Raw genomic sequence first — 26662 nt, forward strand, 5'->3', positions numbered from 1 at the left:
ACCACGCGTAGGGACGTTGCATGCAACGTCCCTACCAATCATCCCCATGCAGAATCCCCCCCACCTCGCCGACCGCTTTTTGCAGTTTTTCTGCGCCCCTCATTTATTAGAAGAAGTGCAAGGAGACTTGCACGAAGAATTTGAGTACCAAGTCAAACGCGTAGGTGTGCGGCGCGCTCGTTGGCGTTACTGGCGCGATGTGCTGGGCTTTTTACAGCCACGGTATATCAAACGAAAACCCTCTCCGTATCCTCAAACCTACTTATTTAGCCTCAATATGCTACGCAATTATCTCAAAATCGCCGTTAGGAACCTGTTGAAGCACCCTACTTTTTCGCTCATTAATATCGCAGGCTTGGCCATGGGGCTGGTTTGTTGTATGGCCATCGGCTTATATGTATGGGACGAATACCAATACGACCGTGCCGTGCCTCAGTTTGAGCACACTTATCGAATCACTGAAAGGCAAAAACAAGCCACAGGACTTTACAACGTTGCCGTAACGCCTGGGCCGCTGGCGCCTGCGCTCAAAAATGACTTTCCAGAAATTACCGAAACAGTTCGCGTTGGGGCGTGGTCGGGGCTACTTCAGTACGGACAAAAGACGGTCGAGCCCGAAGCGATGCGGGTAGTTGATGCTTCTTTTTTGCCTTTTTTCGGCTTTAAACTTTTGAAAGGAAATCCACAAACCGTTTTATTATCGCCCGATGAAGTCGTCATCAGTGAATCTGTCGCCGAACGTTTTTTTGGAAAAGACTGGTCTTCTCAGCCTATTTTGGGGAAGATGATTCATTATAGCCAAAAACGGCACCTTCGTTTGACGGGCGTCATTGAAAATACGCCTGCCCGTTCGCATCTTCAATACGATGTGTTGTTGCCTTTTATCTATTTTCAATTGAACGACAAATGGAGCTACAATTGGAACAGTAATAACTATCATACCTACCTCAAAATCAGACCCGATGCCAATGCCGCCGTTTTTGCTCAAAAATTGGTAGGACAGCTAAAAAAATACAAAGAAGACAGCGAAACGCGCCTTTTGCTGCAACCTTTACAAGACATTCATTTGTATTCTGACTTCGATTTTGGGACGGATTGGGGACAACGCGGCAACATCCGTTACGTTCAGATTTTCATGGCCGTGGGGTTGATTGTGCTGATTATTGCCTTGTTTAATTTTATCAATTTATCCACCGCTCGTGCTACCCAACGAGCGCGGGAAGTAGGGGTGCGCAAAAGCGTAGGTGCGTTGCGTTCCAGTCTTATCGTTCAATTTTGGGGAGAATCGTTGCTAATGACCAGTTTGGCACTGGGAGTCGGGTTTGTACTATTGAATTTGTTGCTGCCTTTTTTTAGTGAATTGTCGGGTAAACCTATGACATTGCCGTTTCACGAGCCTTTATTTTGGGCTTCCATGGCGGTTGTTTTGGTGTTTATTAGTTTTTTGACGGGACTTTATCCCGCATTTTACCTTTCCTCTTTTCGCCCAGTGAGCGTGTTGAAAGGAGTTTTTAACAAAAAATCAGGTGTGGGTTTTCGGAAAGTCTTGGTGGTGACGCAATTTGTAATGTCAGTCGTTTTGATTATTGGTACGGTGGGGTTATACCAACAACTGAAATTTATGCAAAACAAAGAACTGGGTTTTGATAAAGAACAGTTACTCTATGTGCGTCTCAAAGGTGACCTGCGCGAAAAATCATTAACGATGAAGGAGTTACTGACTAAACAAGGCAGTATTGCTTCGGTCTCGGCTACGACCAATACGTTGGTAGATGTCCAAAACACTTCTTATATTGAATGGGCAGGAAAGGCGCCAAAAGATGAAGTATTGATTAGCCAAATCAACGTAGATGCCGACTTCCTGAAAACTACGGGTATGAAATTAGCCGCTGGACGCAACTTTTCGTCGAACATAGCGAGCGATACGAGTAACAAATTTGGAACGTACCTCATCAACGAAACTGCCGCCCGTCGTATGGGTTGGACGCCTCAGCAGGCTTTGGGAAAAAAAGTAAATTTCTGGGGTTTGGACGGAGCCATTGTGGGGGTGTTACGCGATTTCCACTTTCGCCCGATGAGTGTGAAAATTGACCCTTTTATTGTTCGTTTTCGACCCAAAGAATCTTATTTCAACCTGCTGGTTAAGACACAGCCTGGGCAGGCTCAACAAGCCTTGGCCGAGATTGCTCGAATCTATAAAAAAATTGAGCCGAATCACCCTTTCAATTATGGCTTTGTGAACCAGGACTTAGAACGGCAATATGCCCTTGAGCAACGTACGGGGCAACTACTTTTGATTTTTTCCATTCTCGCCATTTTGATTGCTTGCTTAGGTCTGTTTGGATTGGCCACGTTCACCACCGAGCAACGCATCAAAGAAATTGGTATTCGCAAAGTACTGGGAGCTTCCATTGCCAATATCACGGGGTTGTTGTCCAAAGATTTTATCAAATTGGTAGTGATTGCCAACGTCATTGCGTTTCCATTGGCTCACTATGGGCTAAGTCAATGGCTCCAAAACTTTGAGTACCGTATCGGTATCGAATGGTGGATATTTTTGGTTACGGCCTTGTTAGCCATCGGTATCACGTTGGCAACCGTCAGCGTCCAAGCCATCAAGGCGGCACTGGCCAATCCTGTGAAATCGTTGAAAATGGAGTAGAGACGTTGCATTGCAACGTCTCTACCGCATGCAACGTCTCTACGTGTCCGATAATACACGGAATACTGTCCAAAAGCGGACAATCGTTTTGTTTGAAAAACCTAAAAAAAGCCCCCAAAAGGGGCTTTTTTGTTTTGGCATGGTATTTTATCGACATTATCGGAGGAAATAAATTAATCCAATGAAACGAACCTTTTTGGGAGAATTTGAAGAAATCGTTTTGCTCACGGTGGCCATTCTGGGCGAGGAAGCCTACGGTGTGACTGTTACGCAAGAATTGGAGCAAAAAACGGGCCGCTCGGTGGGGTTTAGTACCGTGCACACAACCCTCCAACGCCTAGAAGAGAAGGGGTTTCTGGCTTCTCAGATGGGCGGAGCGACGGCCGAGCGGGGTGGACGCCGCAAACGGTTTTTTACGGTGACAGCCGCAGGAAGAAAAGCACTGGTAGAAGTCAAACAAGTGCGAGAAGAGCTTTGGGGAGCTTTGCCCCCTCAAACCTTGCAGTTAATGGGCGGCTAATGAGCTTACGTAACGCAACTCCCACGCCACCGCGCTGGGTCAGGACACTGCTAAGATGGTGGGCCGACCCCAACACTTCGGAAGAAGTAGAAGGTGATTTATTGGAATTATACAACTATTGGGTGCAAACCGTTGGCGAGGGCAAAGCCAATTGGAAATTCGCCTTGAATGCGTTGAAACTATTACGCCCGTTTGCCAAGGATAAACGGGCTCATTATCCAAGAACCTATTTATACAGTCCAACGATGATACGCAATTATTTTAAAATCGCTTTTCGCAACCTCCTCAAACACAAGGGGTATTCGTTTATAAATGTCGCAGGCTTGGCCATGGGGATGGCGGTGGCAATGCTTATTGGGCTTTGGGTTTGGGATGAGGTATCATATAACAAACAGTTTGAAAATTATGACCGCATCGTTCAAGTAATGCAACATCAAACGTTTGATGGCCAAGTGAATACCCAAACCGCGAACCCCTATTTGATGGGAGAAGAAATTCGGAATAAGTATGGCAATGATTTTAAACACATTGTGATGTCGTCGTGGATAAACGGCCATATTGTGGCCTACGGTGATAAAAAATTGACCAAAACGGGCAATTACTTTGAGCCTGAAATCACCGAAATGTTGAGTCTCCAAATGCTGAAGGGCTCTCGGGCAGGCTTGAATGATGTCAATTCCATTCTTTTGTCGGAGTCGGCGGCCAAAACGTATTTCGGCAGCGAAGACCCGATGGGTAAAGTGATGAAGATAGATAACAAAAACGACGTTAAAGTTACGGGCGTTTACAAAGATTTGCCTTATAACTCCGACTTCAAAGATTTGACATTCCTCTTGCCTTGGTCGTTGTACCTTAGCAGTCAGCCTTGGATCAAAGAAATGACCAACCCGTGGCGTAGCAATTTTACCCAAACCTACGCCATGTTGGCCGACCACGCTGATATTGACCAAGTTTCGGCCAAAATCAAAGATGTGAAACTCCACAAAGTGCGTCCCGAAGAACGGGCCTTTAAGCCCGTGGTGTTTTTGCATCCGATGAATAAATGGCATTTGTTTTCAGAATTCAAAGATGGAATTAACATCGGCGGTCGCATTGAATTTATTTGGTTGTTTGGCATTATTGGCGGTTTTGTGCTGCTGTTGGCCTGCATCAATTTTATGAACCTCAGCACGGCCCGTTCCGAAAAACGCGCCAAAGAAGTGGGCGTGCGAAAAGCGGTTGGTTCGGTACGCGGGCAGTTAATCAACCAGTTTTTGAGTGAATCTTTGTTAGTAACGCTTATTTCCTTGGGCGTGGCTATTTTGTTGGTACAGCTTGCTTTGCCCATGTTTAATGAAGTGGCAGGCAAAAAAATGACCATATTGTGGCAGGAACCGTTGTTTTGGCTGTCGGCAATTGGTTTTACGGTGCTCACGGGCATCATTGCGGGGAGTTATCCCGCGTTTTATCTATCGTCGTTTCGGCCTGTACAGGTTTTGAAGGGTACATTCCGAGTGGGACGTTTTGCGTCGGTGCCGCGTAAAGTACTGGTAACGGTTCAGTTTACGGTATCAGTGGCCTTGATGATTGGAACGATAGTCGTTTTTCAGCAGATAGATTTTGCCAAAAAACGTCCCGCAGGTTATGCTGTGGATAAACTTCTTTTTGTGCCTATTTCAACCCCCGATTTGGCCAACAAATACGAAGTAGTGCGCAATGATTTACTAAAAACAGGTGCTATCGCCGAGGTATCCGAATCTTCAAACCCAATCACGAGCGTTTGGGCAATTAATAACGGTTACAGTTGGAAAGGAAAAGATCCTGGCATTCAAGGCAATTTTGCGGCGGTGTCGGCAACGCACGAATTCGGAAAAACCATTGGGTGGGAGTTGAAAGAAGGCCGCGATTTTTCGCGGGATTTTCCCACCGATTCTACCGCGATGATTCTCAATGAAACTGCCGTAAAGTTTATGGGGTTGAAAAAGCCTATTGGAGAAATTGTGAAAATCGACGACAAAGTGTTTCACGTCATTGGAGTGGTCAAAGACATGGTGATGCAGTCGCCATACCAGCCCGTTTTTCGTACCAGTTTTGTGTTGGACTACAAAGACGTTAGTATCATCAACATCAAAATCAATGCTACGACCAGTACGAGCGATGCTCTGGCCAAAATCGAAACCGTTTTTCGTAAGCACAATCCTGCCGCACCGTTTGAGTATCAATTTATTGATGAGGAATACGCCAAAAAATTCACCGATGAAGTTCGCATCGGCAAGCTAGCCACATTCTTCGCCATTTTGGCCATATTTATTTCTTGCTTGGGATTGTTTGGGTTAGCGAGCTTTGTAGCCGAGCAGCGCACGAAGGAGATTGGTGTTCGGAAAGTATTGGGCGCTTCGGTATCCAACTTATGGGGACTTTTGTCGAAAGAATTTGTGGTTTTGGTCGTGGTGGCCTGTGGTATTGCTGGGCCAATAACGTGGTATGGGATGAGCAGCTGGATACAAAAATTTGACTACCATACCGAAATTTCATGGTGGGTATTTGTGGCTACGGCCATGTTGGCCGTTGGTATTGCTCTCCTAACGGTGAGTTATCAAGCCATCAAAGCCGCGATGGTTAACCCCGTAAAATCATTAAAATCGGAGTAGAGACGTTGCATGCAACGTCTCCACTGCATGCAACGTCTCCACCGTATGCAACGTCTCCACCATCTACTGTATTTATGCAACACACCCCTCCCCGCTGGGCCACGACCTTGCTACGTTGGTGGGCCGACCCCAACACTTCGGAAGAAGTAGAAGGTGATTTATTGGAATTATACAACTCTTGGGTGCAAACCGTTGGCGAGGGCAAAGCCAATTGGAAATTCGCCTTGAATGCATTGAAACTATTACGCCCGTTTGCCAGAAACAAACGAGCCCATTATCCCACAACCTATTTATACAGTCCAACGATGTTACGTAATTATTTTAAAATCGCTTTTCGTAACCTTTTGAAATACAAAGGTTATTCATTTATCAATGTTTTCGGGTTAGCCGTCGGTATGGCCGTCGCTATGCTGATAGGAGTTTGGATTTATGATGAATTGAGTTTTAACCAGTATCATCGAAATTATGAAAGAATAGGGCAAATACGTTCTATTTCGACCGAACCCAGCACTGGTATAAGCGAAGGTAGCCCACACATGCCTATCCCGATGGGGGCGGCATTGAAAGAAAACTACAAGCATTTGTTTTCTAAGGTGCTGATTTCTTGGGCAGTAAGCGACTATACATTAAAGCTTAACGAGAAAAATCTAACGGGGAAGGGTCACTTTGTAGAATCTGGTATATTGGAAATGCTTTCGTTGAAGATGCTCAATGGAAGTTATGGAAGCCTGAAAGACCCTCATTCCATAGTATTGTCAAAATCAATGGCGGAAGCTATTTTTGGGAGCACTGACCCAATCAATCAATCCCTTAAAATTGATAATGCCATTGATGTCAAAGTAACTGGGATTTATGAAGACATTCCTAAAAACTCCCGTTTTGGCGAAGTGCAATTTTTCACTCCGTGGGATTTATTTGTCTCTTCAAACGCATGGGTAAAAGGAAATGTAACGAATTGGGATAACACCTCGTTTGGTATCTATGTTGAGCTTCAACCCAATGTCAGTTTAGAAACCGCACAAGCAGGTCTCAAAGGTTTTTATGCCAAAAATGTTCCAACTGATTATATGAAGCTGTTGGAAAGCTATAAGCCAGAAATATTTGTCTATCCGATGAAACAATGGCATTTATATTCGGATTTTACCGACGGCAGACCTGCGGGCGGGCGCGTTACGTTTGTTTGGCTCTTTGGTGTTATCGGTGTTTCTGTGCTGTTGTTGGCCTCTATCAATTTCATAAATCTAAGCACAGCTCGGTCTGAAAAACGGGCAAAAGAAGTTGGTATTCGCAAGGCAGTCGGTTCGTTACGTACACAATTGATAGGACAGTTTTTTAGTGAATCATTCTTGGTAGTACTTCTGTCGTTTGTGATTTCCTGTGGGTTAATACTCCTCACTTTGCGTTGGTTCAATGGATTGGCCGACAAAGCCATTTCTTTACCATTTACAAATGTGTATTTCTGGGCTGGAAGCGGTGCTTTCGTTCTGCTAACGGGTCTTCTGACAGGCATTTACCCCGCATTATACCTGTCTTCTTTTCAACCCCTCAAAGTGTTGAAGGGGACATTTAAAGTAGGTCGTTTTGCGGCGCTTCCGCGCAAAGCATTGGTAGTGGTTCAATTTACAGTTTCGATAGTAATTATTATCGGAACCATGGTGGTTTACCAGCAAATTCAACACGCCAAAAATCGTCCAGTTGGTTACAATCAAGAAAGCCTGATTACGATTGCACTGAACGACCCTAATTACAAAGACAAATTCGACGTCCTTAAAAGCGAATTATTGGCGACAAGCGTAGTCACAAACGTAGCACTTTCAAATAGCCCGTTGACATCTATCTGGAACCGATCGGGCGGATTTACTTGGAAAGGCAAAGCTCCCGAAACTCCGTCTGGTTTTAATAAAATCAGAATAACTACTGACTTTGGGAAAACGATTGACTGGAAAGTAATCGCTGGGCGTGATTTTTCAGATGAATACAAGTCGGATTCGGCAGGGGTGATTCTGAATGAAGCGGCAGCCAAATACATAGGGCTGAAAAACCCAATCGGCGAATATATCAAAACAGAAGATGGGAAATTTGTTTGGCAAATTGTGGGTGTTACAAAAGACATGGTCATTCAGTCGCCTTATGAACCAATCAATGGTACATTTTATTTTTTAGATTCTCGCAAAGTTTCAAGTCAAATGACCATCAGAATCAAACCGACGGTTGGCTCAACCGAGGCTTTGGCTAAAATTGAAGCGGTGTTCAAAAAGTTAGTCCCCTCTGCATCATTTGATTATAAATTTGTAGATGACGTTTATAACCAGAAGTTTAGCCAAGAGCAACGTGTTGGCCAGTTATCGGCGCTTTTTGCCGTTTTGGCTATTTTTATTTCTTGCTTGGGTTTGTTCGGTTTGGCATCATTTGTAGCCGAGCAACGTACTAAAGAAATCGGAGTTCGTAAAGTTTTGGGTGCTTCTGTCGCTAATCTATGGCAAATGCTCTCCAAAGAATTCGTGATTTTAGTGGTTATTTCGTGCGTGATTGCCGCCCCAGTGGCTTACTATTTCATGAGCGATTGGCTACAAAAATATACTTATCGCACCGATATCTCGTGGTGGGTATTTGCGATGGCAGGTGGGGGAGCGTTGATAATTACCCTCCTAACGGTGAGTTATCAAGCCATCAAAGCCGCGATGGTCAACCCCGTAAAATCATTGAAATCGGAGTAGAGACGTTGCATGCAACGTCTCCACCGTATGCAACGTCTCCACCATCTACTGTATTTATGCAACACACCCCTCCCCGCTGGGCCAGGACACTGCTAAGATGGTGGGCTGACCCCAACACTTCGGAAGAAGTAGAAGGTGATTTATTGGAATTATACAACTCTTGGGTGCAAACCGTTGGCGAGCGCAAAGCCAATTGGAAATTCGCCTTGAATGCGTTGAAACTATTACGCCCGTTTGCCAAAGACAAGCGGGCTCATTATCCAAGAACCTATTTATACAGTCCAACGATGATACGTAATTATTTTAAAATCGCCTGGCGAAATTTGATTGCTGGAAAGAGCGTTTCGGTCATCAACATTACTGGCTTAGCCATCGGAATGGCGAGTACCTGCCTCATTACATTATGGTTACAAAATGAGCTAAGTTTTGATGCTTTTCACTCGCATAAAGACCGCATTTACCAAATATATGGTTTAACCGACAACGTGGAAGGCGAAGCGTACGCCATTCCTGTAACGTCGCAACCACTAGGGCCAACCCTAAAAAAAGAATACCCCGAAGTTGAAGCCTTTACCCGCGTGAGAAGTGTTAACAATTTTTTGATGAAGGCCAACGATAAAAGCCTCACGGGGATTGAAGGCAATATAGTGGACACCGATTTTCTTCAACTATTTAGCTTTCCCCTAACGCAAGGTGGAGAAATGAAGCAGTTAGTTGACCCTAACTCCATTGTCATTACTGAAAAATTGGCAAAAAAGCTCTTTGGGGATGAAAATGCCTTGAATAAAACCATTCAAATCGATGCCACCGATAACTTTACTGTGACGGGCGTCTTAAAGGATTTACCTTCCAATACCGATTTCCATTTTGAGTATTTACTGCCTTGGGATTACCTAAAAAAACGCAATGACGGGTCTATCAATGAAAGTTGGCTCAGTAACAATACCCCGACGTATTTGCTCTTAAAGCCTAATACAAATGTATTGGCCTTTGACGCAAAAATCAAAGACGTGACGCGTCGCTACGCAGGGCGCAATGATGTGTGGACCCATTTTACTTTTCCGCTGCATAAATGGCATTTATACGACGAGTTTAAAAATGGAAAATCGGTCGGCGGACGCATCGACATAGTTCGAATGTTTGGGTTAATAGGGGTTTTTATTTTGTTGATTGCTTGTATCAATTTTATGAACCTAAGCACGGCTCGTTCCGAAAAACGCGCCAAAGAAGTAGGCATCAGAAAAGCCGCAGGCGCAGGAAAAGGCTTGCTTGTAGGGCAATTTATGATGGAAGCGTTGATGACAGCAGGCATTGCTGGCTTCCTTGCACTGCTGATTGTGCAGTTGGCGCTTCCATCGTTCAATACACTCATCAATACTCAACTGGTCATTCCTTATGCCAATGTATCTTATTGGCTATGGACAGTGGTATTTTTGTTGTTCACCAGTCTGTTGGCGGGAAGTTATCCTGCTTTCTACCTGTCGTCTTTTAATCCGATTGGGATTTTTAAAAAGCAATTCAAAAAAACGCAAGCCGCGCTTTCTCCCCGCAAAGTGCTGGTAGTAACCCAGTTTACCTTTGCTATTTTACTTATCATTTCTACGATGGTGGTACGGAATCAGATACAACACGCACAAGATAGAGCCGTTGGGTATTCAAAAAACAACTTAATACACGTCAATTTTGTGGGTGATATTGGCAAAAACTATTCACTCCTTAAACAAGAATTGCTCTATTCGGGGAGTGCCAGCTCTGTCACCAAAACAATGAACCCAATCACGGAAAGTGGTTCTAAGACATGGGGGTTGCGATGGGCGGGCGAAGCTCCTAAAGACACGAATACGGCTCTTACGTTGTTCAGTGCCGATGCTGACTTTGTAAAAACAGCAGGACTACAGTTGGTCGAAGGACGAGACATTGATATTACTAAGTATCCTACTGACAGCTTTTCGGTGCTTTTGAATGAAACGGCTGTCAAACTGATGGGGTTCAAAAACCCGATAGGCCAGCTCTTGTTTAGTAAATCCAAAAAAACAACGTGGAAGGTAGTCGGAGTCGTAAAGGATTACCTAACGGGTTCACCCTACGAAGCGATTCCTCCTACGGTGATTGAAGGCCCTGGGGCATGGTTTAACACAATGCACATCAAATTAAATTCTGCTCATTCTACAGCCGACAATCTGGCCAAAGTCGAGCAAATTTTTAAAAAATACAATGCAAACTATCCATTTGATTATCAATTCATAGACCAAGAATACGCCAATCAGTTTGAAAACGAACAAAGGCTTAAAACACTCTCGGGGCTCTTTGCGATTTTGGCCATTTTTATTTCTTGTTTGGGGCTATTTGGGTTGGCAAGTTTTGTGGCCGAGCAGCGCACCAAAGAAATCGGGATTCGTAAAGTACTCGGTGCTTCTGTTCCTACCCTTTGGGGACTATTGTCGAAAGAATTTATCACATTGGTTGTTATTTCCTTCTTTATTGCGTCACCTATAGCCTACTATTTTGCGAATGGTTGGTTGCAACAGTACAGCTACCGAACTGAGGTGTCATGGTGGATTTTTGTGGTAACCAGCCTATTGGCTGTTGGCATCGCCCTCCTAACAGTGAGCTATCAAGCCATCAAAGCCGCGATGGTCAACCCCGTCAAATCATTGAAATCGGAATAATACCATTTATGCAACATACCCCTCCCCGCTGGGCCACGACCTTACTACGTTGGTGGGCCGACCCCAATACTTCGGAAGAAGTGGAGGGCGATTTGTTAGAATTATATAACCATTGGGTACAAACCGTTGGCAAGCGCAAGGCCGATTGGAAATACGCCTTGAATGCTCTGAAACTACTACGCCCCTTTGCCAGAGACAAACGGGCTCATTATCTCACAACCTATTTATACAGTCCAACTATGTTACGTAATTATTTTAAAATTGCTTTTCGGAATGCGCTGAAATACAAATTGTTTTCTTTTATCAACTTGCTTGGACTGAGTCTTGCTTTGCCGTCGGCACTAATGGCGTTGATTCAAATCGTTTCCTATTACGAATACGACAATTTTCACCAAGACAGCGACCGCATCGTCCGAATCATCACCGATGAAAAGCAAGAAGATGGAGAAATGACGCATTGGGCGTCAAGCCCCGTAGCGTTGGGGAAATACATGAAGGGAAAATGGGTGGGTGTCGAACAATCCACGACGCTTGTGCGTGATTCTAAATGGGTATTGAGTAGCGGAATCAAAACCAAAAATATACGTGCGATTTACGCCGATGCGGCTTTTTTTCAAGTCTTTCATTTTCCTTTGGAAAAAGGTAGCTATCCCGTAGAAGCCAATACCATGGTACTTACCCACGAAACCGCAGAGTGGTTTTTTAAAGAAGTAAATCCAATCGGTCGTATTTTGGAACACCCTACCTACGGTGGTTTTAAAGTAGTGGGCGTTCTCAAGCCTTTTAACCAGCAAAAAACGCAGTTCAGAACCGATGTACTGGTGCCTTTAGCGGGGTATTCGAACGGTAGTGACAAAGCAAAAGAATGGGCGGAATTAAATGCCCATACCTTTGTCAAACTATCGAAAGGGCGGAGCATCGCGTCATTTAACAAACAATTGGGCGCAACTTCGAGCGAAGTCAACAAATTACTGGACGCGGCGGCGGGAAAAGGGTTGGCTTTTCAGGCACAGGCCTTGGGTGACATTTCTCCGTCGGATAATGAGTTGAAAAATGACCCGTACGTTCAAGACGTCCGAAGCATTTACATCAATTTTGGGTTTCAGCTAATTATTCTTGTTCTCGCAGCCTTGAACTACATCAACCTTACACTGGCTCGTTCTATGAACCGAAGCCGTGAAGTAGGTGTGAGAAAAGTAGCGGGAGCTACCAAGTCACAAATCATTTTTCAGTTTTTGACCGAATCGGTGTTGATTTCGTACCTCGCACTGGGTATGGGGTTGTTTTTGCTGTGGATGATAAAAACGTTTATTCACGTTTCGTGGCTTACGTGGGAGATTGACCACTGGGAATACCTTATTTTGCTGTTTTTATCCTTTAACTTCATTTTGGGAATTGTTGCAGGAGCTTCTCCTAGCCTTGTATTGTCGTCTTACCAGCCTGTCAAAGTACTAAAAGGTACTGTTTCACCCGCGAGTTTTGGAAAAATAGGTTTCCGTAAATCACTCATAATTGTTCAGTTTACGATTGCACTGGTGTATATCTTCTTCATTGGGCACGCATACCACCAAATAGAGTACATGGCGAATGACAATGTAAATTACCAGCGCGAAAATAGGTTGAACATTCACCTAACAGGAACGTCAAATGAGCGTTTTGCGGCGGAGGTAAGCACCGTAAAAGAGGTGGAAAAAATCGGCTACACGTCGCTGAGTTTTGGTAATACGCCTCCTTACATCGGCATAAAAAATGCCAAAAACGACGCCCCGAAACCCGCGTTTTTTTACGCGGTTGACCGCCAGTTTATCGACAACATGGGGTTAAAAATAGTAGCTGGCAAAAATTTGCCCGAAAGCAAGTCCGAAACGGTTTTACCCATGGTGATAGTGAATCAAAAAGCGATAGAGTATTTGCACTTAGGTGCTGACCAAGAGGCGATTGGCAAGCTCATCATTTTGAACGATACCGTTTCGGCAACGATTGTTGGAGTGGTCGCCAATTTTTGTCACTACGATTATGAGCATAAAATTGAGCCCGTTGTGTTTCAGTACCAGCCTACTGCGTTCAGGGTTATGTGCCTGAAAACTTCGCCTGCTACCGACCGAGCATTTTTGGAAGCTACCTTGGCCTCGCTTTGGAAAAAACACCATCCGTACGTCGAAATGAATGCGTCGTGGCTCGATACTGACATGTATGAACGTTATTATCCCTACGAAGACATGCAGTTTGCGGGTATGCAGAGCATTGTCATTTTTGTGATAGCCATTCTGGGGCTGATTGGCATTCTGACGTACAGTTTAGAAAAACGAACCAAAGAAATTGGGATTCGGAAAGTAATCGGGGCTACTGCGGAAGAAGTGATGAAGCTGTTGGCCGCTGATTTCATCAAACTTCTTAGCATTGCGGCTGTTGTGGCAGTTCCGCTGGGAGTTGCGGTAGGGCAGTACATGAATACTTACCTTGTATTTCATAACGGCGTCAGTTATTTCACGATGGCAGCTGTTCTTTTATTTGTTTTGGGCATTTCGTTGGCAATTGTGGGTTATTTTGCCTGGCGAGCGGTACAAACCAACCCCGTAAAATCATTAAAATCGGAGTAGAGACGTTGCATGCAACGTCTCCACCGCATGCAACGTCTCCACCTGTCCTTTGGCGTACAATGGTGTACGAAAACGGACAATTATGTTCCGAAAATTCAGCTATAAAACACTGAAAAGCAAATCGTTAGGCATCTTAAAAACTCCTGGCAAGCTATTTGACGTTTTTTTTAGAAAGCATTCTGTACTAACGTTGCTATACACCTATGCTAAAAAACTACTTTAAAATCGCCTGGAGAAGCCTTTCTAAAAATCGCGTCTATTCGGTTATCAACATCGCTGGATTAGCCATTGGAATTGCGGCAGCTGTTTTGCTTTTCTCATTGATTTACTTTGAGTTAAGCTACGATACATTTCACGAAAAGCACGAACGCATCTATCGTGTCGTTCGCAAAAATACCTATGCTGATGGCAATGTAGAACACACCTCGGGAGCGCCCTTGGCCATGGTGGATGCCTTACCCCAAGACATCCCTCAGTTTGAAAAAGTAGTGCCTTTGTGCGGCACGATTGAACCGCAGATTACGGTGCTCGGCAACGACCCCAAAAGCACCAATACCTCCGTGAAGTTCAACGAGGAGAAACAGGGGGTTTGTGCAGGCCCTGAGTTTTTCGACGTATTTGATTATCAATGGCTTATCGGAACTCCTCAGGTGCTCAAAGAACCTAATGTGGTGGTATTGACAAAAAAATACGCCAATAAGTACTTTGGAAATTATACGGATGCCGTAGGGAAATACGTAAAAGTCAACAACGTCGTTACGATGCGCGTGGCGGGAGTGTTGGAGGATGCCCCGCTCAACACCGACTTCCCCGTAAACATCCTTTTCTCGTACGAAACAAAGCGAAAAAATCCTGCGACTTTCGGCTTTGGTACGTTTGGCGATTGGGGTTCGACCAGCAGTATGGACAATATTTATGTGTTGTTGCCCAGAGGGTTTTCAGCCGATAATGCCAATAAATTGCTCAAAACTTTTGGCCAAAAACATTATACCGACGATACCAACGATAAAAAAGAACATTCAGTGGTGGCGTTATCAACGGTGCATTACGACGACCGTTATGGCAATTTCAGCGACCGGGTTGTTTCCAAAAACAAGCTTATCGGGGTGGCACTTGTGGGCGTATTGATTATTTTGATGGCCTGCATCAATTTTATCAACATCTCTACGGCCATTGCCAGCAAGCGCGCCAAAGAAGTAGGCGTCCGCAAAACCATCGGCAGTGCCAATCGTCAGTTGGTAAGTCAATTTATGATTGAAACCGTGGTAGTGGTCGGCATTGCAATAGGGTTGGGGCTAGCCTTGGCGTCGATGGCGTTGCCCTTGCTTACGCAATTGTTCGATTTCCCGAGCGAAGCCAGACCTTTTTCAGAACCCATTCTTTGGGTGTTTGTGGGGGCGTTGTTCTTTGTGATTAATATTTTGTCAGGCATTTATCCTGCGTCCATTCTTTCGTCATTTTCACCGTTGGATGCGTTTCGGCAGAAAGCCAAAACCAATTGGACAGGGCGGGTTTCGTTGCGTCAGGGACTGATTGTTTTCCAATTTACGATTGCCTTGGTGATGATTTTTGGAACAATTGTCAACTTTCAGCAAATGGAGTTTATCAGTAAAATGGATTTGGGCTTTAAAAAAACGGGCGTATATACCTTGGCGATGGATGCCGAGTACCGCAACCGTTATGAGACGTTTCGCAACCGACTCAAACAACTTCCTGAGGTAGAAGCGGTGTCATTTTCGAGCGATGAGCCTTCGTCGCAAAACAACTGGCAGGTCAACTTTTCGTACGATAATTCGCCCAAGGATGCACCGTTCAATTCCGATTTAAAACTTGCCGATGGCGATTACGTGGCTACCTATGGGCTAAAAATCCTTGCGGGTAGTCCTTATTTGGTAAGCGATACGTTACGAAAAATCATCGTAAATGAGACGATTTTGAAAAAACTGAACGTCAAAAATCCTGAACTAGCCATTGGAAAAATGGTGAGAGTAGGCGGCTGGGAACCTGCACCGATTGTAGCAGTAGTCAAAGACTTTCAGGTAGGTAGTGCGCGCGATGCGATTCGCCCCGTGATGATTGCCAAATTGGAGAAATACCATTGGAGAAGTGGAATCAAGATAACGTCGGCTAACCTCACCCAAACCGTCGCCAAAATCGAAAAAATTTACAGCGAGGTCTTTCCAGAAGTAATATTTAACGGCAACTTCTACGAGGATAAACTGGAGAAATACTATAAAACTGAGCAACAACTGGGTTTGTTATACCGCATTGCTTCGATGCTTTCTGTTTTTATTGCCTGTTTGGGTGTATTTGGATTGGTGACATTTGTGGCCGAACAGCGCGTTAAAGAAATTGGTATCCGTAAAGTGTTGGGAGCTACCGTGAGCCACATCACCCTGATGATTTCTAAAGACTTTATCAAACTGGTAGTGGTTTCGATGTTTATTGCCTTCCCTGTTGCGTACTATTTGATGAAACAATGGCTCGATGATTTTGTATATCGAACATCCATCGAATGGTGGTATTTTATGGCCACGGGTATCATTGCGCTCCTCATTACGTTTGCGTCGGTGAGTTACCAGTCCATTCGGGCGGCCTTGGCGAATCCCGTCAAGAGTTTGAAGTCGGAATAAAAAATAATCCTATTTGGGCTATACCCACTTGTTACCGAAGAAATAAAAATTCTTCGGTAACTTTTTTTTGAATCATGCAACGAATACTCTCCGAAATTCATCTTTACCCCAACAGCCATTTTTAAGATTCTTTAACAGCCCCCTCAATAAAGTTTGAAGTAGCTTTGTGTACTTAATTTTTACAGCCATTCTCGTTACCTAAACAGTCGATGAAAAAGACATTTATGCTTTGTTGTGTGTTTGCGTTTGTGCAAACCTCTCTCCTCATGGGTCAAGTAATTTCAAAAAAACTGCCCGCCCAACGCACTACCCTGCCCGTATTGATTGATGGAAAACTAAACGACCCTGCGTGGAAGGAAGCCGCTAAAGCCGACGATTACACCGAATTTCGCCCCGTAATTGGCCGAAAAGAAGAACAAGGCAACCATACCGAAACCTTCTTGATGTACAATGACGAGGGGATTTATTTTGGTGGAACTTGTTACGAACGCAGCCTCGACAGCATTTCAAAAGAACTGAAAGGCCGAGACGGATTTGGAATGAATGATTACATCGGCATCATCTTCGACACCTACAACGATAAACTCAATGGCTTTGAGTATTTTGTGACGCCACTGGGCGAACAGTGGGACGCCAAAATGACCTCCAACACTGACAGCGACAACGGCGGCGAAGATTTTAGCTGGAACGCCGTTTGGCAGAGTGCCGTGGTGATGCACGACAAAGGGTGGTCGTTTGAGGTATTTTTACCCTATTCGGCCATTCGTTTTAGTAAAACAAACGTACAAGATTGGGGGCTGAATATCACTCGTCGCCGCCGAAAAACCGAACAGCAATATACTTGGAATGCCATTAACCCCAACGTCAACGGCTTTTTGACCCAAGAAGGATTATGGACGGGCATTACGGACATAAAACCGCCGTTGCGTTTGCAATTTTCGCCTTATTTTTCGGTATATGCCAACCATTTTCCCGCCAATAAAACAGACCAAAAAAACTGGACGCACCAAGTGTCGGGTGGGATGGACGTAAAAGTAGGATTGAGCCAAGCATTTACGCTAGACGCTACGCTAATTCCTGATTTTGGGCAAGTTCAAAGCGACAACCAAGTATTGAATTTGAGTCCGTTTGAGGTAAAATTCAATGAAAATCGCACTTTTTTTACCGAAGGAACGGAGTTGTTCAACAAAGGGAATTTGTTTTATTCGCGCCGAATTGGCGGAACACCAATTCATTTGGGAAAAGCGTATGACGATTTGGAAGCGGGAGAACGGGTGACAAAAAATCCGACGGAATCGAAGCTGCTTAATGCCACTAAAATTTCGGGACGTACCAAAAGCGGACTTGGAATCGGGATTTTGAACGCGATTACTCGTACTCAGTATGCCGTGATTGAAAATACCGAAACGGGCGAAACGCGCCGCTTTGAAACCGACCCGACTACCAATTATAACATTGCAGTACTAGATCAGACGTTCAAACACAACTCAAGCGTAAGTTTTGTCAACACCAGCGTGATTCGAGCAAATAGCAACTACAACGCCAACGTGAGTGCGGGTTTGTTTAGCTTTTTTGATAAAACCAATACCTACAACTTGGCGGGAAGCGCGGCCATTAGTCGCCTAAATTTTAAAAGTGCAGCCGATAACAGTACAGGTTACAGCCACACCATTTCGTTTGCCAAAACCAGTGGCCGTTTTACGTTCAATGCGGCCCAAGAGTTGACCGATACCAAGTTTACAAGCAATGATTTGGGGTATTTTACCAACAATAACTTCATCAACCACCGCATGTATGTCGGCTACCGCTACACTGAGCCCAAAGGGTGGTACAATCGTATTTTTTTAAATCTTAATGCCAACATAAGTTCATTGTATTCGCCCATCGGCGACATCAAGTCGAAGTACCAGCAATCGCGGGTGCAGTTTAATTTTAATGCCCAAACCAAAAAATTGATTTGGTTTGGCCTGATGCTTAATTTCCGCCCGAAAGAGAACGATTTCTACGAGCCACGCAAAACGGGCTACATGTACACGCGTGGCAACAGCGTGACCATAGGAGGCTGGATAGAAAGCAATCCTGCTAAAAAATACTCCTATTCGGTGGAGGCATTTGAGCGTGCTTTCGTCAATTTCTACCAGCTAAACGGCTTGGATTTGTACATAAACCAGACCTACCGTTTCAATAGTAAATTATCGGTGAGCCACATGCTAGGGCTCGAACCTCGGCCGCGAAGCATAGGCTTTACCACGATTTTGGACGATAATAGCATCGTGATGGCGCTGCGTAAAGTCAACACCATCAACAACGTTGTGAACCTCAAATATAGCTTTACCAACAAAATGTGGTTGACATTTAGAGCGCGGCATTATTCGAGTGTGGTCAACAACAAAGCGTTTTTTACGCTGCAGAAAGACGGTTCGCTGGAGTCGCGTGCCCAATTGAGCGACCCACTCAATCGAAATGTTAATTTTTTCAACGTGGACATGGTCTATACGTGGCAATTTGCGCCTGGTAGTTTCTTCAATGCCGTTTGGAAAAACGCTACTTTCCATAGCTCTAACCTCGTGGACGAACGCTATTTTGACAACCTCCAAAACACCATCCAAGCCGACCAAAACAACAACATCTCGGTAAAAGTGATTTACTTTTTGGATTATTTGCAGCTGAAGAAGAGACGGTAGTCTTAATCAGGTTTGAAGCTCAACCATCAGTAATTAACTTCGACCAGTGATACTATTCGAGGTTGGTTATTAAACAAAAACGTTGACATTTGACTAAACAAAATCTACCAAAAAAATGACAATAGCCTTCATTATTTCAGGAATAGTATTGCTTTGGTACGTTGCCAGAGAAAGTAAAAAAAGTAATCCGAGCTGGGCACGGGCTTTCAATTTGGCATTTTTTTGGCCACTTTCTTTGTTTTTTAAGGTATCCGCAGAAAAGGAAGAGAAGCCAGATAGTCGTTAATAGATAAGTTTTTCGAAATCATCGACTAAAACAAACCGTTAGCAGATTGGAAGCATTGAGGCATTAAACCATGGGAGGCATTGTTGTTCTAAGAATCGTAAACCAATTAATTACGACACATTTTAAAACAACAGCAACCATGAAAAAGACAATCTTAGCCATCGCCACTTTCGCCATTTTGAGCATCGCCAACGTAAACGCTCAACGCGATTATCGTCCAGCTCCAGCAGCTCCTCAGGCAGCCAATCCTCGTGTTGATAACGCCTTAGAAGAATTGAACATCAATAGGCTCGACAACGTGGTGAAACTATCTCGTAAGCAGGAAAATGAAATCAAACGTATTGAAGACCGCTACGACCGTTTGTTCAGAAACCGTCGGTTGAGTCAGTTTGAATACCAACGGTTGCAACGCGAAAAGCAGCAAGATATTTGGTCGGTGTTGACGCCAGCCCAACGCGATCGCTGGACGGCCTATCATCACTCACAGCGTTTTGACAACCGCCCTTACCGCAGAGGCTAGTCCATACAACAAAAGGCGACCCGATGGGCCGCCTTTTGACTATTTACCAAGCTAGGAGCTTACTTCGCAGGTTTCTTAAAAATAGACTCATCAACGGGAGGATTGATGGTTACTTTGGTAGTAGCAAACGAAAGAGCACCCATTTGGCTTGTCATTTCCATGGTATTGGCAAACGGAATGCCGTCCACCGCCTTATAATCAGAGAAGGCAATTTCGCTGTCTTGTCCACCCGCCGATACTTTGATTTTAACAATCATGTACGAGTTAGCATCGAGGTACTCATCCACAGTTTGGCCGTCTTTGGTCGTAACTTTAAGGTGGTACGCATCTTTTTTATCCACTTTCTCAGAGCCAATCAACTCTACTTTATTGCCTTTTTCTTTGTAGTTGACCAATCCACCAAACGGATCTAGCTGTCCTGCTTGTTGTTTTACCATTTCGGCAGGCATATCCTCAGGTTCTCCTGTTCCTCCCATCATTGTTGGGCGAACCATCCATCCCGACGTACCATCAAATACTTGCACCATGGTGTTTCCCATTACCGACGATTCAGAACGCGCGGCTTTGCCGACAACCAAAATCGTTTTGTTAGGAATTTCCATGCCTTGTACGGCAAGCGAACGCTCAATAATGAGGCTTTTTACGCTGTTCAGTTTGTCTTTGCCACCCAAGGCAGCTACGTGTTTATCGACAATTTCATCTACGGTTTGGGCATAAGCACCTACTGATACGAAGGCAACGAAGGCTGCGGCAAGGAATTTGTTAGTTTTCATTTTAGTTATGGTTGTTTGTGTATAGACGAAAGTTTTGTTAAAAAGTGACTATCGGTTGCGTTGTTGGGTTCCTCCAGGAGCACCGCCTGTTTGGCCTGCACCGTCCGATTTTACGTCGTCGTTGTTGACCGAGCGTGCTTTTTTCTTCGGAGCGTCGGTACTCATTTTTCCGAGTTTGTACGTGAAGGTCAAACGCACCCCACGGTTGTAAAGATACACATTACTTACTTGATTAAACACAGGTGATTTGAGCTCCGAGTGAATATTGAAGCGGTTGCTGAAGAAGTTTTCTCCCGCCAGCCCAAGGCTTCCCTTTTTGTTCTTGAAATCTTTCTTAACCCCGAAGGTGTAGAAAGCAAATCCACCCTGAAACCCTTGAAGCTGCACTTGGCGGCCTTGCATAAACCCAAAGGCTTGTACGCCCCAACCATTTTTAAATTGAGCTTGCGAAAACAATCCACCGCTTACATTGACGCCATCGTTGGTAAAGTCTTGAGTGACCCCGTTGGCACCGAGGGCTTGTCCTGTCATTTTAGTGTAAAAAATGTTGGAGAACAATCCGATGTTAAACTTAGAGGTAAATGCAATATTGGCAAAAATGTTTGTTCCATACGCTTGCTGGCGACCGATATTCTCGAAAGTAGTGATGATGGCTCCCGATAAGGTATCGGAAGGACGACGAACTTGCGTGATGGCGTTGTCGGTATAACGTCCAAAAAACGAGGCATTGATGAATACTTTCTTGATGGTTTTGCTCAAACCTAACTCAATGTTATCAGTCAACTCGGGACGTAATTCTGGGTTACCGACGCTGATGTTTTGGGGGTTGGCAGAGTTAAAGTTAGGGTTTAGCTGCTGCAAACCTGGACGTTGAATACGACGGTTGTAGCCCAATTTGAGCGTAGTCCCTTTAATGGTTTTTGAGGCATTCAAACTAGGAACCAATATGCCATAATCTGCGACCCCAATTGGCCCCCCTTCGCGAGTAGAGGCGTCGATAAACGTATGCTCATAACGCAAACCTCCTTTGAAGGTATAGCGCTTTTTGGTGGTATAAGTATAAGATGTATATCCTGCGGCAATGTTTTGGTGGTAAAGCAACTCACCCGCAGGCTGACCTGTTTGGGTCGTAAAATCTCCCGTTGAGCCAGCGGCCAAAAAGCGGTAGTCGCTGTTTACTTGACGGAAGATGCCTTTTCCCCCAAACTCAATCATTTGGTTTTTCTTGATGGGTGTTTGGTAGTCAGTTTGAAACGTAAACTCTTGGTTTAAGTTCGAGTTCAAGTTGCGCTGACGGCTCAACAAGTTTCCTTCACCGCTCAAAATGTTGGCGTCGAAATTGTTGGTCAAATCATTACGACTGTACAGCGTTGACATGCTCCATTCTTGTTGTGGTTTTTTGAAGGTATGAAGATAATCCAAGTTAACATCAACCGTTCCCGACAAGTTTTTGACGTCCACGTCGCGGCGAGAGCCTGTGCCTGCTACGCCGTTGTTGTAAAGCTCGGTAATCAAATCTTGCTGGCTTTTCATGTTACGAGCACCATAACGAATCCCCGCCGTTAGGCTTTGGTTTTTGGCCAAATCATAATCAAAACCTAAGTTGTATTGGCCAAACAAAAACTCACTGTATCCGTCTCCTTTTTGGCGAATAAGCGTCGAAACCCCATTTGAAATACTGGTTTGGTCCATGCTGGTTTTGGTGATGGTGTTGTAGTTGGCACGACCAAAACCTCCCAACGTGAGTCCCGCTTTCCCTTTGCGGTAGTTACCATTGAGCGATAGTGACGAACCACGGTTACCTACCCCTGCATCCACGTTGAGGTTCAATCCTTGTAAACTGTTTTTCTTAGTGATGATGTTGATAATTCCGCCTGAGCCTTCGGCGTCGTATTTGGCCGATGGGCTGGTGATAACTTCGACGGTTTTGATTTGGTCGGCAGGAATTTGTTTCAACGCGTCCGAAATGCTGCTGGCGATGATGGTACTTGGTTTGTTGTTAATCAAGACGCGAATATTTGAACTACCACGAAGTGATACGTTTCCGTCCAAATCGACGGTCAACAAAGGTACTTTACGCAATACGTCGGTGGCGTCACCGCCTTTGGCTGCGATGTCTTTATCGGCGTTATAGACCAAACGGTCCACTTTTTCTTCGATAATGGCTGCTTGACCTGTGACGACTACCTCGCTGAGTGTCTGCACACTAGGCGAAAGTTTGATAACGCCCAAGTCGAGGTCTTGGCCTTTGGCTAAGGTGATATTGTCGATGGTTTTGTTCTTAAAACCAAGGAATGAAATCAAAATTTGATAGTTTCCTTCGGCCAATTTATTAAGGATAAACTTCCCTTTTTCGTCAGCAATGGTGCCGTCAACGGCCTTGCCTGTTGTTTTGTTATAAAGCGCAATGCTGGCAAATTCAACGGCTTTGGTTACTGAGGAATCAACAACGAAGCCTGTGATTTTGGCACTGCCTTTGGGCGTTTGGTCACCTGCTGTGCCAGGGAGTGCTTTGACAGGAGCAGCTCCACCCATTGGAAATTGGGCGTGTACTGAACCAGAAAAAGCAGCAATACAAAGTGTAATGGCGAGAAGTAAAGATTTTTGTTTCATGGCCGAATTGGTTTTAACGTTACAAAGTTGAAACACAAAAAGGCATTCGTGAAACAAAAAAGGATAAAGCCTGAAATCGAAAGGATAAAATGCCGTTATGGACTGATGAAAAGTTTTTTGGGGCAGATAAACACGCAGGAAAATGGATGAATGGGGCTATTATCTAATTTTATAAACTATTATTTAGTATTTGTTAACTATCTTTGGTTTTTTAGACGCAGTTTTTGAAACCATATAAGAATTATAAGCTCATATAGGGCAACCATTTCCATGAAAAGAAGAAATTTTGTCAGGAACTTTCCTTTAGCCATAACTGCTGCTGCGGGGGTCAATTCGTCGATTAATCCTCCTACAGCGTCTGCTCCTAAACCAGCTCTGACGATTGCTCACATTACTGACGTTCATATTCGCCCCGAAAATGGCATTCCTGCGCGGTTTAGAAAATGTTTGGAGGAAGTTAAAACCAGAAAAGTTGACTTTTTTCTGAATACAGGTGACTCTATCCATGCTGCTGATTATAAAGATATTACTCGTGAGCGCGTGCTGGAACAATGGGCTGCTTGGGATGAATGCAAGTCGAGTTTTGATGGCTATGAGCTTTACACCTGTATCGGAAATCATGACCCTTGGTGGGCCGCTCCTTCCAAAGATGACGCAATGTATGGCATCAATTATGTCGTAAAAAGGGCGAATATGCCACACCGCTATTATAGTTTCAGCAAAAAGAATTGGCACTTTATGGTGTTGGATGGCAATAACCCAGGCATTTCGCTCGACGACGAGCAGATGGCCTGGCTCCGCAAAGAACTCCAAGCTGTTCCTAAAGGGCATTTTGTATTGCTCATGTCGCATTATCCCATCTTGACCGTCACTGCATCGTGGGAAGGCGGACAGCACAAAGATCATAAAGAACTCAAAGCGTTATTTTATGAGCATAAAGACAAGGTTCGAGTATGTTTGAGTGGACACCAGCATTTGCTGGATGAGGCCGTTTATAACAACGTTCATTATTATTGCAACGGTGCAATGAGCGGTTTTTGGTGGGACAAAGGCGATGCAAAATCGGCACAGCCTGGGTATTATCAAGAAACGCCGCCAGGCTACGCCATTCTGAAATTATACGAAGATGGCAGCGTAGAAAACACCTATTATGAGCATCATTTTTAAGTACTACATAAAAAAGCCCTTCTCTTTTTAGGAGAAGGGCTTGGATGAGGTTACTTACGTTACGTTCCTTAATTGGCTTCTCTCAGCAATCCTCGGCGACGAAGTAGTGGTTTAATATCAGGTTCTGCCCCACGGAAATTACGGTAGAGTTTCATCGGTTCGTCGGTTCCGCCGCGTTCTAGGACGTTTTTGCGGAACGATTGAGCTGATTTTTGATCAAATAATCCTTTTTGTTTAAACACTTCAAACGCATCGGCATCCAACACCGCTGACCAAATGTAGCTGTAATACCCCGCAGAATACCCTCCCGAAAAAATGTGTTGGAAGTACGTGGTGCGGTAACGAGGAGGAATTTGTGAAATGAGCCCAATTTTCCCCATCGCAGCTTTTTCAAAAGCCAAAACATCGGTAGGGACTTGGTCAGCTTTGAGGGTATGATAGCTCATGTCCAACAACGATGCCGCCAAGTATTCGCTTGTTTCAAATCCTTGGTTGAATAAGCTACTTTTTTCCATTTTGTCGATGAGGGCATCAGGAATAACGGCGCCTGTTTTGTAATGTTTGGCGTATAGCTTCAACATTTCTGGTTCGGTTGCCCAGTTTTCCATAATTTGAGAAGGCAGCTCAACAAAATCGCGAGGAACGGAAGTACCCGACAAACTACCGTAGGTAACGTTGGAAAGCAGTCCGTGAAGTGCGTGACCAAACTCGTGGAAAAACGTACGCGTTTCGTCCAAGCTCAAGAGGGCAGGAGCATCGCCCGCAGGACGAGAGAAATTACAAACGATAGAAACGACAGGGGCAGAGCGTTTGCCATTTTCGGTTTCTTGCTTGCGGTAGCTCGTCATCCAAGCGCCGCCGCGTTTGCTGGCCCGTGGGTGGAAATCCATATAAATCACACCTACGTGTTGTCCATTGGCTTCTTTTACTTCAAAAGCTTCTGCTTCTTCGTGGTAAACAGGGATGTCAGTGCGGCGTTCAAACGTTAGACCGTATAGTTTTTTGCACAAGGTAAAAATCCCTTGACGCACCCCTTCCAACGGAAAATACGGGCGAAGTTCTTCTTCGTCGAGGTCATATTTCTGCTTGCGTAGCTTTTCGGCGTAGTAACGCCAGTCCCAGCTTTCCAATTTTTCGTTTTTACCTTCTTTGTCCATCAATGTCTGCAATTCTGAGGCTTCTTGCTGAGTGACTGGGACGGTAGCAGTCCAAAGTTGGTTTAAAAAATCACTCACTTTGGCGGGGGTTTTCGACATGCTTTCCTCTAGCACGTAAGCCGCATGGTTTTCATAGCCCAACAGCGCTGCTTTTTCGGCCCGTAGTGCCACGATTTTAGACATAATCGCCTTGTTGTCGTAGGTATCATTGTGATTGCAGCGCTCCAAATACGCCTTGAAGATTTGTTCGCGCAGGGCACGGTTGTCGGCGTACTGCAAAAACGGCATGATGCTCGGGTTTTGCAGCGTAAATACCCACTTTCCTTCGAGTTTACGTTTTTTTGCATCTTCGGCCGCAGCGGCTACGAGCGATGAGGGCAAGCCGCTCAAGTCTTCTTTTTTGTCAATGACTAACTTAAAACCGTTGGTTTCGGACAAAATATTTTGCCCAAACTTGAGCGTCAACAACGATGACTCTTCGTTGATTTTACGCAGTCGTGCTTGTTTGTCGGCAGGTAAGGCAGCCCCGCTTCGGACAAAACCCTTGTACGTTTTTTCGAGAAGAGTGAGTTGCTCAGTGGTTAGTTTTAACTGATTACGTTGGTCATAAACAGTTTTAACGCGTTTGAACAACTCGGCATTAAGCTGAATGTCATCGCGGTGTTTAGAGAGTTGGGGCGAGAGCGTTTGAGCGATTTTCTGGAGGGCATCGCTGGTATTGGCGCTGTTGTAGTTGTAAAATACCGCACCTACTCGGTCGAGCAAATCCCCACTATTTTCCAGCGCCAAAATGGTGTTGGCGAAGGTAGGAGCTGCTTTCTGATTGGTAATAGCGGCGATTTCGGCCGTTTGTTGTTTGATTCCTTCCACAAACGCAGGCTCAAAATGCTCGTTTTTGACGAGGTGGAAAGGAGGTACACCAAAAGGCGTTTTGTAAGTGTCAAAAAATGGGTTTTGGGCCATGATACTGGTGGCAAAACAAGTGCTAAACAGGCCAATGAGAATGGATTTGCCTAGGGATTTTTGCATAG

Annotated in this window: 14 protein-coding genes; 11 read left to right on the top strand and 3 right to left on the bottom strand. The window is 44.7% G+C overall.

The features are described 5' to 3' along the window. Positions 1–46: 46 nt before the first annotated feature. From AC23P2_RS15535 to AC23P2_RS15580, 10 genes are all read left to right on the top strand, one after another. Positions 47–2662: an ABC transporter permease gene (locus tag AC23P2_RS15535; RefSeq protein WP_487774058.1), complete on the top strand. Its 2616-nt coding sequence runs from the start codon at positions 47–49 to the stop codon at positions 2660–2662. A 181-nt stretch (positions 2663–2843) separates the two neighbouring features. Then, on the top strand, positions 2844–3182 hold the full coding sequence (locus AC23P2_RS15540; RefSeq protein WP_183977096.1) for a PadR family transcriptional regulator: 339 nt from the start codon (positions 2844–2846) through the stop codon (positions 3180–3182). Beyond that, positions 3182–5812, top strand: a complete 2631-nt coding sequence (locus AC23P2_RS15545) for an ABC transporter permease (protein WP_487774059.1) — start codon at positions 3182–3184, stop codon at positions 5810–5812. The genes AC23P2_RS15540 and AC23P2_RS15545 overlap by 1 nt, the downstream gene beginning before the upstream one ends. A 74-nt stretch (positions 5813–5886) precedes the next feature. After that, the gene (locus tag AC23P2_RS15550; RefSeq protein ID WP_487774060.1) at positions 5887–8529 is read left to right on the top strand and encodes an ABC transporter permease; all 2643 of its coding nucleotides are present in this window, start codon (positions 5887–5889) and stop codon (positions 8527–8529) included. Between the two features lie 56 nt (positions 8530–8585). Then, positions 8586–11198: an ABC transporter permease gene (locus tag AC23P2_RS15555; protein ID WP_487774061.1), complete on the top strand. Its 2613-nt coding sequence runs from the start codon at positions 8586–8588 to the stop codon at positions 11196–11198. A gap of 8 nt (positions 11199–11206) precedes the next feature. Then, the gene (locus tag AC23P2_RS15560) at positions 11207–13798 is read left to right on the top strand and encodes a permease prefix domain 2-containing transporter (protein WP_487774062.1); all 2592 of its coding nucleotides are present in this window, start codon (positions 11207–11209) and stop codon (positions 13796–13798) included. Between the two features lie 203 nt (positions 13799–14001). Then, the gene (locus AC23P2_RS15565) at positions 14002–16431 is read left to right on the top strand and encodes an ABC transporter permease (RefSeq protein ID WP_487774063.1); all 2430 of its coding nucleotides are present in this window, start codon (positions 14002–14004) and stop codon (positions 16429–16431) included. 209 nt (positions 16432–16640) lie between these two features. Continuing rightward, a complete protein-coding gene (locus AC23P2_RS15570) occupies positions 16641–19115 on the top strand; it encodes a DUF5916 domain-containing protein (RefSeq protein ID WP_487774064.1) in 2475 nt (824 codons plus the stop codon). A gap of 115 nt (positions 19116–19230) precedes the next feature. Further along, entirely contained in the window at positions 19231–19401 is a 171-nt protein-coding gene (locus tag AC23P2_RS15575) for a hypothetical protein (RefSeq protein ID WP_487774065.1), read from the top strand. A 139-nt stretch (positions 19402–19540) separates the two neighbouring features. After that, complete coding sequence (locus AC23P2_RS15580) at positions 19541–19921, top strand: hypothetical protein (protein ID WP_487774066.1); 381 nt, start codon at positions 19541–19543, stop codon at positions 19919–19921. 59 nt (positions 19922–19980) lie between these two features. Here the strand turns inward: AC23P2_RS15580 and AC23P2_RS15585 are convergent, their stop codons facing one another. Together AC23P2_RS15585 and AC23P2_RS15590 are read right to left on the bottom strand one after the other, a co-directional pair. Continuing rightward, entirely contained in the window at positions 19981–20694 is a 714-nt protein-coding gene (locus AC23P2_RS15585; RefSeq protein WP_487774067.1) for an outer membrane lipoprotein-sorting protein, read from the bottom strand. 48 nt (positions 20695–20742) lie between these two features. Then, a complete protein-coding gene (locus AC23P2_RS15590) occupies positions 20743–23307 on the bottom strand; it encodes a TonB-dependent receptor (RefSeq protein WP_487774068.1) in 2565 nt (854 codons plus the stop codon). A gap of 270 nt (positions 23308–23577) precedes the next feature. Here AC23P2_RS15590 and AC23P2_RS15595 point away from each other — a divergent pair, with 270 nt between their 5' ends. After that, positions 23578–24474: a metallophosphoesterase family protein gene (locus AC23P2_RS15595; protein ID WP_487774069.1), complete on the top strand. Its 897-nt coding sequence runs from the start codon at positions 23578–23580 to the stop codon at positions 24472–24474. A 68-nt stretch (positions 24475–24542) separates the two neighbouring features. On the opposite strand, the gene AC23P2_RS15600 is transcribed toward AC23P2_RS15595, so the two are convergent. After that, entirely contained in the window at positions 24543–26594 is a 2052-nt protein-coding gene (locus tag AC23P2_RS15600; RefSeq protein WP_487774212.1) for a M3 family metallopeptidase, read from the bottom strand. Positions 26595–26662 lie beyond the last annotated feature (68 nt).

The sequence above is a fragment of the Runella sp. R0.1_18 genome (genome assembly GCF_057652155.1).